An 11,957-nucleotide genomic window follows, 5' to 3' on the forward strand; every position below is an offset into this window, starting at 1 on the left:
TAGCTTACTTTCAAAAAGAATTGCTGGTTTACTTAAATGTATTTTTTATATTCTGTTCAATTTTCAAAGACCATTTTTCTTTCGCTTCAACTTCCGTTGTCAGCTTTTGTTTTTTCGTGTCACCACCAAGCGACTTTTTTAGTATATCACCTGATTCAAATACTGTCAATAAGTTTTTCCAAGTTTTAAATAATTTCTCAATTTTGTAACTTGTTTTGCTTATTACTTTTAGCGACGTGTTTTATCTTATCATCTAATTAAATAATTGTCAATATTTTTTTGGTTTTTTCTCTAAAAATAGACGTTATTAGGCTTTCATAGTTAAATAACTATAAATATATCCTTCAAAAAAGGATATATTTAAAAGAAATTACTTTTAAATATATCCTTTAATATTTTTCTAATTACTCTATAACATAAAAATAAATCTAAAAAGTTAATATATCAACCTTTTTTTATTTTTCATAGACTACTCTATAAAGCTAGATTAGATAAAGAGTCTATACTTAATATTTATAAAAATTGTTTTTTCATAAGAACTAATGGATATATATGTGATCCTACTAGCTTTTCACCTTTTTTAATTTCCGTTCCCTTATCTGCAATTACACTATCTAGTATAGTAAAATCACCTATAACACTGTTTTGCATAATTACACAATCTTTAAGTTTAGCATTTTTTCCAATATAAACTCTTCTTCCTATTATGCAATTTTCCACCTTACCTTCAATATAGCATCCATTAGCTATAATTGAATTCACAACTTCACTAGTGCAAGTATAATGTGTTGGAGCTTCATCTTTAACTTTTGTATATATAGCTCTCTCTTCTTTAAATATTTCTTTACTTATCTTTCTATTTAATAATTTCATATTACTATCATATAAAGCTTTAATAGAATTTATACAATTTAAATCACCTTTAAATTCATATCCACCAACTCTTAAAATATCTAAATTATCGTGTATAAAATTTTTTACTTTTTTATACATTCCACTTATTATACAATCTTCAACAATATCAATAAATACTTCTCTTGATAATATATACATTTCCATACTAATATCAATTTCTGTATCTCTTCCCACATTTTCTCCAACGCTTATTACTTCATTTAAATCATCAAAATTTAACACATCACATCCAATAAATTCTTTGTCCCCATTGTTTACTTTTTTATAAACTATAGTAATATCATTTTTACTTTTTTTATGATAATCTATTATTCCCTTATAATCTATATTACATATCATATATGATGGAGTTAAAATTACATATTTTTTATGACTATGTTTAAAAAATTCTATATTATCTGCAAAATTGCGTACATCTTCATAAGCTGGTTCAACCTCTCCAAAGTTAAATACTCTTAATCCATCTTTTTTTCTATGCAAATCCCAAGGTCTCCCATTAGTTAAATGATCTATTAATGATCTAGATTTATTTTTAGCAAAAATACCTATACTATCAATACCTGAATTAGTCATATTTGATAAAACGAAATCTATAATTCTATACCTACCCGCTATTGGAACTGAAGCAAGAGGCCTATTTACAACTAATTCCCCCATTTTACTTTCATTTTCATCTAAATTTATTATTCCCAAACAGTTGTTCATTCCCATATCCCCCATCATCTCTTTTATACTACCTTACTTTTTTCTATTATAGTACCCATCTTTATTTCCTCTTTAGCAGCTACAATAGCTATCTCATCACCTAATCCTATTCTGCAATCTTTTCGTATTACTGCATTATTACCAATAATAGCTTTTTCGATTACTACATTATCTCCTATTTTAGCATTATTCATAATAACTGAATCTCTGATTATTGAATTTTTACCCACTTGTACGCCTTGGAATAGAACTGAATTCTCAACTTCTCCATTCACTACACATCCTTCAACTATAAGTGCATTAGATACCCTAGCTGTTTCCCCTATATATTGAGCAGGTCTTACCGGATTATCTGTATATATTTTCCAATCCTCATCATGTAAGTCAAGTTCATTATTGTCTTTTAATAAATCCATATTTGCTTGCCAAAGACTCTCAATAGTACCTACGTCTTTCCAATAACCTTTAAATGGATAAGCAACCATTTTGCTTCCATCTCCTAGCATATTGGGGATTATATCTTTTCCAAAATCATTGCTAGATTCTTTATTTAACTCATCATTCTTTAGATATTTTTTTAAAGTTTTCCAATTAAATATATATATACCCATGGATGCTAAATTACTCTTAGGATTTTTAGGTTTCTCTTCAAATTCATATATTGAAAGATCCTCTCTAGTGTTCATTATTCCAAAACGACTTGCTTCATCCATAGGAACTTCTATAACCGCAATAGTAGCCTCTGCATTTTTTTCTTTGTGAAAATCTAGCATTTTTGTATAATCCATTTTATAAATATGATCTCCTGATAATATCAATACATATTCTGGGTCATATCTATCTACAAATTCTATATTTTGATAAATGGCATTTGCTGTTCCTTTATACCAATTTCCACCTTTTTCTTCTTGATATGGTGGTAATATATTTACCCCACCATTTTTTCTATCTAAATCCCACGGACCACCTATTCCAATATGTGCATTTAACTCTAGTGGTTTATATTGAGTTAATACACCGACTGTATATATTCCTGAATTCGAACAATTACTCAACGGAAAATCTATTATTCTGTATTTCCCGCCAAATGGTACTGCTGGTTTAGCTAATTTTTTAGTAAGAACCCCTAATCTAGACCCTTGTCCTCCTGCCAATATCATTGCTACAATTTCATTTTTTCCCATAAATGAATTCCCCTCTCTATTCCCCTAATTCTCATATATAAAATCACTTGTTTACTATAAATTTATTATTAAATCACACTAAAAAAAATAATAAAGAATTATCATTTTAAACTATTATTTTCTTTGATGTATCTAAATCTCACCTAAAATATAAAATTCATAGGCTGATAATGTACTATTAGTGGTTATATTAATCTTCTTATTTCTAAACAAATCCATATATTCACCTTCAATTTCCGGGCATTTTATAGGCTTATCTGAAAATGAATTATTTACTATAATCACAATACTATTTTCCTCATATCTTCTTTCATAAATACATATTTCATCTGTTGTATCATAGATTTTTAAGTTCCCTTTTTTTAATATATCTTCATTGTTTCTTATTTCTGTAATTTTTTGATAAAATTTAATTATTTTATCATTTTCTTTTCCCCAAGGATATGGTTTCCTACACTCTGGATCTTTTCCACCCTCTAATCCAGCCTCATCACCATAATAAATTACTGGAACACCTGGTAATGTCATTTGCAATACTATAATTAACTTTAATAAATCTAATTTTTTATCTAATACAGTTAAAATTCTTTCAGTATCATGTGTACCTATAATATTCATATTTGCATAAAAATTTTCTCGAGGATAATTTTCATATAAACACATTATTTTCTTTTTAAATTTACTTGATTTAATATACCCTTTAACAAAATTAATTAAACATTCTCTTAAAGGATAGTTAGTAACAGAATCTAATTCTCTTCCAAATAAATATTCTCTTTTTTTTGAATAACTTATTTTATTAGATGCATCTTCCCAAACTTCACCTATTAAAATATTATCATTATTAATACTATTCATTTTCTTCTTAATTAATCTTATAAATTTATCAGGCAATTCATCAGCAACATTTAATCTCCATCCACTTGCGCCTAAATTCATCCATTTTTCTATAATTGAATTTTTTTTATTTACAATATAATCTAGATAACTTTCTTCTAATTCATTGACATTAGGTCTATTTTCAAGTCCCCACCATGATTCGTATTGATAAGGATAATTTATAAACTTAAACCAATTATAATATTTTGAATTTGGAGACTGATAAGCTCCTATTTCATCATAATTTCCTAATTTATTAAAATACTTACTATCAGAACCAGTATTACTAAATACACCATCTAATATGATCTTAATTCCTTTAAGATCTGCAACTTTACATAAATTATGAAATTCATCATTACTTCCAAACATTTCATCCACAATTTCATAATCTCCTACATCATATTTATGACAACTAGCTGATTTAAATATAGGACTTAAATAAATTATGTTTGCACCTAATGATTTAATATAATCTAATTTTTTTAATATGCCTTTTAGATTTCCACCATAGAAATCCCATCTTAACACTCTTCCCATATTATCCTTTATATACATAGGCTCATCATCCCAGGTAGCGTATATAAAAGAATTTTTCTTAGGAAAATTTATCTTTTTATCATCATTCCCATTAAAAAATCTATCTACAAATATTTGATATACTATTCCTTCTTTATACCAATTTGGAATATTACATTTCTCATAAACTGTTATTTGATATGGAACTGGATCATTTATATATAGTTGACCCTCCCCACCCAGTTTTTCATCATTATTTCCATAATAAATTCTTCTATATCCATCAATTAAAATAAAATAATATTGCAAAATTCCTATACTTTTTGATGTATCTATTTTTGCTGAATACTTATAGTCTCCATTATTTAAATATTCTTTTTGCATTCCAATCTGAGAGCTATCACCATTAAAATTTATAATCTCTATAGCTACCATTAAATCCTTATTAACTACAATCGATAATTTTACCTTTTGGCCTAGCTCTACTGCACCAAAAGGTTTTCTAAAATTTTTATCTTGAGAATTATAAACTACCTTTATGTCATTCATTAACTTAGTCCTTCCTATAGGTTCTTATATAGTACTTCAGATCCCCAAATTCCTGTTGCATATTGTTCTATAGTTCTATCTGACGAAAATATTCCAGAATGTGCTATATTAACACCGCACATCTTTTGCCATTCTCTTTTATTTCTATATAATTTGTCTATTTTATCTTGAGCTTTTAAATAAGAATCAAAATCTTTTAACACAAAAAACTCATCATTATAAGTAATTAAGTTTTCATATATACTCTTAAATCTATCTCTATCATTATGATATTTTCCATTTATCAAGTCATTAAGTACATTTTTAATTCTTAAATCATTATTATACATTTCTAAGGCACTATATCCACCATTTCTATAATAATTCAATACTTCATCTGCATTTAGTCCAAAAATAATTATATTATCATCACCAACTTCATCCTTTATTTCTATATTAGCTCCATCTAATGTTGCTACTGTAATTGCTCCATTCATCATAAATTTCATATTTGAAGTTCCAGAAGCTTCTTTAGTAGTTGTAGATATCTGTTCACTCACATCAGTACCCGGAATTATGTCTTCTGCTAATGAAACTCTGTAATTTTCCATGAATACTACTTTTATTTTGTCATTAACCCTTGAATCATTGTTTATTTTATCTGCAACATTATTTATTAACTCTATAGTATTTTTAGCAAGATAATATCCTGGTGCTGCTTTTCCTGCAAATATAAAAGTTCTTGGGTGAATATCTAAATTAGGATTATCTATTAATTTATTATACAAATCCATTATCCTTAAACAGTTCATGGTTTGCCTTTTATATGCATGTATTCTTTTTACCTGAACATCAAATATAGACTTAGGATCTACTGAAATATTTTGATTTTGAAATATTATTTTAGCTAATTTTTGCTTATTCTCAAATTTTATTTTTGCTAATCTATCTAAAACTGAAGTGTCATTCAAATGATTTTCAAAATTTTGAAGATCTAATGGATGTTTAATAAATCCATCTCCTATTGTTTCACATAATAATTGTGTAAGCTTAGGATTACTCTTTAACAGCCACCTTCTATGAGTTATTCCATTTGTCTTATTATTAAATTTATTAGGATATAAATAATAAAAGTCACTCATTTCTTTCTTCTTTAATATCTCTGTATGAAGTTTTGCTACTCCATTAATACTATGGCTTCCTACTATAGCTAAAGGTGCCATTCTAATTTGGCCATTACCTATTATAGCCATTCTAGATATTTTGTTTTCTTGACCTGGGAATTTACTCCAAAGTTCTTCACAGTATCTCCTATTTATCTCTTCAATAATCATATATATTCTTGGAAGTAAAGATTTAAACATATCAATAGGCCATTTTTCTAATGCTTCTGCCAAAATTGTATGATTAGTATAAGATATTGTTTTTTCAGTTATTCTCCATGCATCCTCCCAAGCTAATCCCTCTTCATCTAGTAAAATCCTCATAAGTTCTGGTATTGCTAAAGTTGGATGAGTATCATTTATGTGAATTGATATCTTATCATCTAATTCAAAAATGTTACCACCATGCTTTTTAAAATGTCTTATTATACTTTGAATACCAGCTGAAACAAAGAAATATTGTTGTTTTAATCTAAGTATCTTACCTTCATAAAATGAATCCTCTGGATATAATACTTGAGATATAGATTCTACTGAATTTTTGTATTCAATTGCTTTTAAAAAATCACCTCTACTGAATGAAGAAAAATCAAATTCATTTGAAACTGCTTCTGCACTCCAAAGTCTAAGAGTATTAGCAATTCCATTTTTATAACCAACAATTGGTGTATCATATGGTACTGCTAAAACAGGTGCATAATTTACATGAACAAATGTTAACCTTCCATTACGTTCTTCAACTTTAATGTCTCCTCCAAACCTAACAATTTCAGCTTTATTTGAATTTCTTCTTTCCCATACATTTCCGTGTCTTAGCCAGTCATCTGAAACTTCAACTTGCTTTCCATCAATTATCTTTTGTTCGAAAAATCCATATTTATATCTAATACCACATCCATGTCCTGGTATATTTAATGATGCCATAGAATCTAAAAAACAGGCTGCAAGTCTACCAAGACCTCCATTTCCTAATCCCTGATCTTCCTCTAAATTTTCTAACTCTTGTAAATCTATATTAAGTTCTGCTAAACCCTCTTTACAAATATCTCTAATTCCAATATTTAATAAAGCATCCCCTAGCAGTCTTCCTAATAAAAATTCCATCGAAAAATAATAAACTTGTTTTTCACCGGTTTTATTATATTTTTTATTTGTTCTTAACCAAGTCCTAGTAACATAATCTCTTACTAAGCTTCCCAACGCTTCATATTTTTGTTGGTTCGTACCTTCTTTAAGCTCTATTCCATGCATTTCTAAAAATTTATTTACATATGCTTTTTTAAATGATTTCTTATCCATTGTTACCATTTAGCTTCCCCCTATACTGAGATTTAATATTACCTATATTCTAACTCCTTATACATATTTAAATATTCCTCAGCTGATTTGCTCCAACTATTATCAGAATTCATTGCTTGCTTTACTATATTGCTCCACCTATTCTTGTCATAATACATTCTTAATGCGTAATCTATCATATAAAATAGTTCATCTGCATTATAATTATAAAAACTAAATCCGTTACCTTCTCCTGTATACTCGTTATACGCTCTAACCGTATCTCTTAACCCACCAGTTTCTCTTACAATTGGAATTGTTCCATATCTAAGTGCTATTAATTGACCTAGTCCGCAAGGTTCAAATAATGAAGGCATTAAGAACATATCTGCCGAAGCATAAACTTTGTGTGCTAATACATTATCAAACTTAATATTTACAGATACCTTACTTCTATATCTTTTATTTAACCACCTAAAATGCTCCTCGTAATATTTATCACCAGTCCCAACTATAACCAACTGGATATCTTTTTGTAATAGCCTATCAGCTATTGATACTAACAAATCTAGCCCCTTTTGACTTGTTAGTCTAGTTACCATTCCAATTAAAGGGGTATCCTTATTAACATTTAATCCAAGTTCTTTTTGAAGAGCTTCTTTATTTAAATATTTTTTGCTTATATTATCAACGCTATAATTTTTAGCTATTAAATTATCAGTTTGTGGATTAAATTCATCATAATCTATGCCATTTAATATTCCTCTTAATGCATAAGATTTTTCTCTCAATATCTTATCTAATCTTTCACCATATTGAGGTGTTTTAATTTCTTCTGCATAACTATAACTAACAGTCGTAATAAAATCTGAATAAATTATTGCACCTTTCATGAATCCTACACCGTCGTCAAATTTTAAACTTTTATCTAAGTATGGTTGATAATCATATCCAAATAGTTCTGGTAAAATTACAGGGTCAAAAACGCCTTGAAAAAGTATATTGTGAATTGAAAATACTGTTTTTATATTCCAATAAAACATATCTTTTTTCATATATTCTAATTTAAGTAAAACTGGAATCATTCCTGTTTGCCAATCATTACAATGTATAATATTAGGTTGCCAATCTAATTGCTTTATCATGTCTAATACAGCTCTATCAAAAAAAGCAAATCTTTCTGCATCATCATAATATCCATATATACCATCTCTATAAAAGTAATATTCGTTGTCTACAAGATAATACGTAACTCCATCACAAGAATATTCTGATATACCACAAAATTGATTTCTCCAACCAACATTTACTGTAAACCACTTATTAAATCTTAATCTATCTCTTAATTCATTATTTATTTCTTTATATTTAGGTATTACAACTCTAACATCAACACCTTTTTTAGCAAGTTCTTTTGGCAATGCTCCAGCTACGTCTCCTAACCCACCACTTTTAATAAATGGATTTGCTTCAGAAGCTACAAATAAAACCCTCATCATTTTCCCTCCTACTTTTACACCTTTTACTATTCTAGTATTCTTCTAACACTTTAATTTTATTCATAATATCTTTAATGTCTTTAATATCCTCTACTTTTTTACTATATTCAGATTTTCGAATAAATTTTTCAGTTTGTTCATCATCTTCAGAAACATCATTATTAATAGATTTTATTTTAAAAATTATTGTAGCCATTGGCGGTACTTTAATATTCATTGAATATGATTGATTATGAAAAGCTACTTTTTCTGATAATAATGCTTTACCAATTATTTGACCTGAACCACCAAACTTAACATCGTCAGTATTTAACACTTCCTCATATTCACCTAAAAATGGTACGCCTATTCTATAATCATAGTAAACAACTGGTGTAAAATTGCTTATAAATATTAAAGTATCCTCATCAATCCTACCCCTTCTTATAAACGCCAATATACTTTGAGAAGTATTATCTGCATCAATCCAAGTAAATCCATTTGCATCATAATCCAATTCCCAAAGTGCCTTATTATTAAGATAAAAATGATTTAATTCCTTAAAAAATGATAATGTTTGTTTATGCATCTCATATTTATCAATTAAAAACCATTCTAAGCCTTCATATTCTCTCCATTCTATAAATTGACCAAATTCACATCCCATAAAAAGCAACTTCTTACCTGGATGTCCCATCATATATGAAGCGAATAATCTTAATCCTGCGAATTTATTCCAATAATCTCCCCACATCTTATCTACTAAAGATTTTTTACCATGTACAACCTCATCATGAGATATTGGAAGTATAAAATTCTCTGAGTGATTATACATCATTGAAAAAGTGACCTTATTATGATTGTATTTTCTATATATAGGATCTAATTTTATATATTCTAACATATCATTCATCCATCCCATATTCCATTTAAAGTTGAAACCTAATGATTCTCCACTATTAGATTTGCTAACATTAGGCCAAGCTGTTGATTCTTCAGCAATCATTAATACTTTAGGAAATTCCCCCAAAATAGCTCTGTTAAGCTCTTTTAGAAAATCTATACCTTCTAAATTTTCTCTTCCACCATATTTATTTGGTACCCATTCATTTTCGCCTTTGTTATAATCCAAATAAAGTATACTAGAGACAGCATCTACTCTAATACCGTCAATATGAAATTCTCTTATCCAATACAATGCATTAGATATTAAATAACATCTTACCTCCGGTTTTCCTAAATCAAAGTTACATGTCCCCCAACCTAAATTTTCAGATCGCCATTCTTCTGAATATTCATATGTTGGTGTTCCATCAAATTTATATAATCCATGAGCATCTTTACAAAAATGTCCAGGGACCCAATCAAAAATTACCCCAATATCTTGTTGATGTAATGTATCTATTAATTTTTTTAATCCATTTGCATCTCCATATCTACTAGTTGGAGAATAATAACCTGTTCCTTGATATCCCCATGATTGATCTAATGGATGCTCACATATTGGCATCAATTCAATATGGGTATACCCCATTTCTTTAACATATTTAGGAAGTTCTTCACTAAGTTGTTCATATGTTAAAAAGTTATTATCTTCACTTCTTTTCCATGAGCCTAGATGCACTTCATATATGTTCATTGCACTTTCAAAAATATTAGTTTTATTTCTTTTATTAATCCATTTTCTATCATTCCATTTAAAATTATTTAATTCACAAACTATAGATGCAGTATTTGGCCTTAATTCACTTTCTATTGCATATGGATCTGATTTATATTCACTCTGTTTTCCATTTTGGTCAATAATACAATATTTATATTTAGATCCTACCTCTGCTCCAACTAAAAATAAACTCCATAATCCTTTATCTGTAATTTTTTCAAGCTTATAATTTTTATCAATTTCAAAATTATTAAAATCCCCAACTAAATAAATCTCTTTAGCATTAGGAGCCCAAGTTGTAAATCTAACTCCTTTTTTTCTTTTTTCAGTCTTTACATGAGCACCTAGTATGTTATAAACATTATAATTTTTGCCTTTATGAAATAAATCTGTATTCTCACTAGTAATATCAAATTTATTTATTTTTCTTCCATACTTTTCAACATATCGTGTTTTCTTATTTGATTTAACATTTTTATTTTTTTTATCAGACTTTTGGTGATTTTCCTTTTTATCAGAAATTAATTTATTATCTTTAATTTCTTTTATAGATAGAGCCTCCTTTGGATTTACACTTGTTTTAACAGAATCTGTTGTATCTGTAGATTTTAAAGAAGTGCCTTTAATATCATTTTCCTTCACTTTAATTTCTTGTTTTTTTGTTAGTTTTACATTTTCTAAGTCATCACCTAAATTAGTTCCCACCTTTTTACTATTTTTGTTACTGCGTTTCAAATTAGCCCCTCCTATCTAAATTCTCTTTGTATACTTATTTTTTATAATTAATGTGTAATAATATATTACATAATGATATTAATTATATTTTACCAAATTCTTGAATTCATTTCACTCGATTTTGCTCGTTTTAATTGCTTTTTTAACCCCTTTATTTTTGCCTAAATTCTTATCTTTTTACAAAAAAAACTCTTTTATCTCACCTATATATTTTTTTCTACATCCATAAAATTCTCTTTTAAGAATATACAGATAATTCTTAACTTTTATTTGTATAATACGAAATAAGTATACACTTAAAAGAAAAGCTATAAATTGCAGTCTGTTTCCATTTGTATTCTATTAATTAAAAAATTATTCCATATAGTTTGAATTAAAATATTATCCTTTATTTATTGTACAGAAATATATCTTAATCTATATTTTTAATACTGATTATTAACAACGTCTTAAAAATATATCTAGTAACTTTTTTTAATTATCATATTAAAAAATCTATATATTAAATATTCATCTAATTAAATATTTAAATCTTTAATTAGATAAAAACATATTATTGTAATATTTATACATATTAAAAAAGCTATGTATAAATATTTTTTTAATTTTATACATAGCTAATTATTTTTTTATTCTCTTTAAAGTCCATCTTAAATTTACTAGAATCTATAACATTTTAAACTCAAGTTAAATTCAAGTATATTTAATTGAATTTAAATGGTTTATATAAAAAGTAATAATATTTAAATAGAAGTGTTTTTTTATATTATTATTTTCTAATTTATTAAACTGATGAAATTTTCTAATTTTATTTAAATAAAAAAGAGATAGCCATAATAACTATCTCTTTTACACTTACCTGGCAACGTCCTAATCTTCCACACAGTCTCCCATGCAGTACCTTCGGCGC

6 protein-coding genes are annotated in these 11,957 nt (G+C 27.1%); all 6 read right to left on the reverse strand.

Annotation, left to right across the window (positions count from 1 at the left end; translation table 11 throughout):
* Nucleotides 1-513: 513 nt before the first annotated feature.
* On the reverse strand, nucleotides 514-1,620 hold the full coding sequence (gene glgD / locus KYD98_RS17730; RefSeq protein ID WP_219781386.1) for a glucose-1-phosphate adenylyltransferase subunit GlgD: 1,107 nt from the start codon (nucleotides 1,618-1,620) through the stop codon (nucleotides 514-516).
* Nucleotides 1,621-1,643: 23 nt separating this feature from the next.
* Entirely contained in the window at nucleotides 1,644-2,804 is a 1,161-nt protein-coding gene (locus KYD98_RS17735) for a glucose-1-phosphate adenylyltransferase (RefSeq protein WP_219781387.1), read from the reverse strand.
* A 132-nt stretch (nucleotides 2,805-2,936) separates the two neighbouring features.
* Nucleotides 2,937-4,751 carry a glycoside hydrolase family 13 protein gene (locus tag KYD98_RS17740; RefSeq protein ID WP_219781388.1) on the reverse strand — a complete coding sequence of 605 codons (1,815 nt, stop codon included), beginning with the start codon at nucleotides 4,749-4,751 and terminating at the stop codon, nucleotides 2,937-2,939.
* 14 nt (nucleotides 4,752-4,765) lie between these two features.
* Entirely contained in the window at nucleotides 4,766-7,201 is a 2,436-nt protein-coding gene (locus tag KYD98_RS17745; protein WP_219781389.1) for a glycogen/starch/alpha-glucan phosphorylase, read from the reverse strand.
* 29 nt (nucleotides 7,202-7,230) lie between these two features.
* Entirely contained in the window at nucleotides 7,231-8,667 is a 1,437-nt protein-coding gene (gene glgA / locus KYD98_RS17750; protein ID WP_219781390.1) for a glycogen synthase GlgA, read from the reverse strand.
* A gap of 34 nt (nucleotides 8,668-8,701) precedes the next feature.
* Nucleotides 8,702-10,861: a 1,4-alpha-glucan branching protein GlgB gene (gene glgB / locus KYD98_RS17755; protein WP_444546597.1), complete on the reverse strand. Its 2,160-nt coding sequence runs from the start codon at nucleotides 10,859-10,861 to the stop codon at nucleotides 8,702-8,704.
* Nucleotides 10,862-11,957 lie beyond the last annotated feature (1,096 nt).

Source organism: Clostridium weizhouense, from assembly GCF_019431045.1.
Taxonomy (GTDB): Bacteria; Bacillota; Clostridia; order Clostridiales; family Clostridiaceae; genus Clostridium; species Clostridium weizhouense.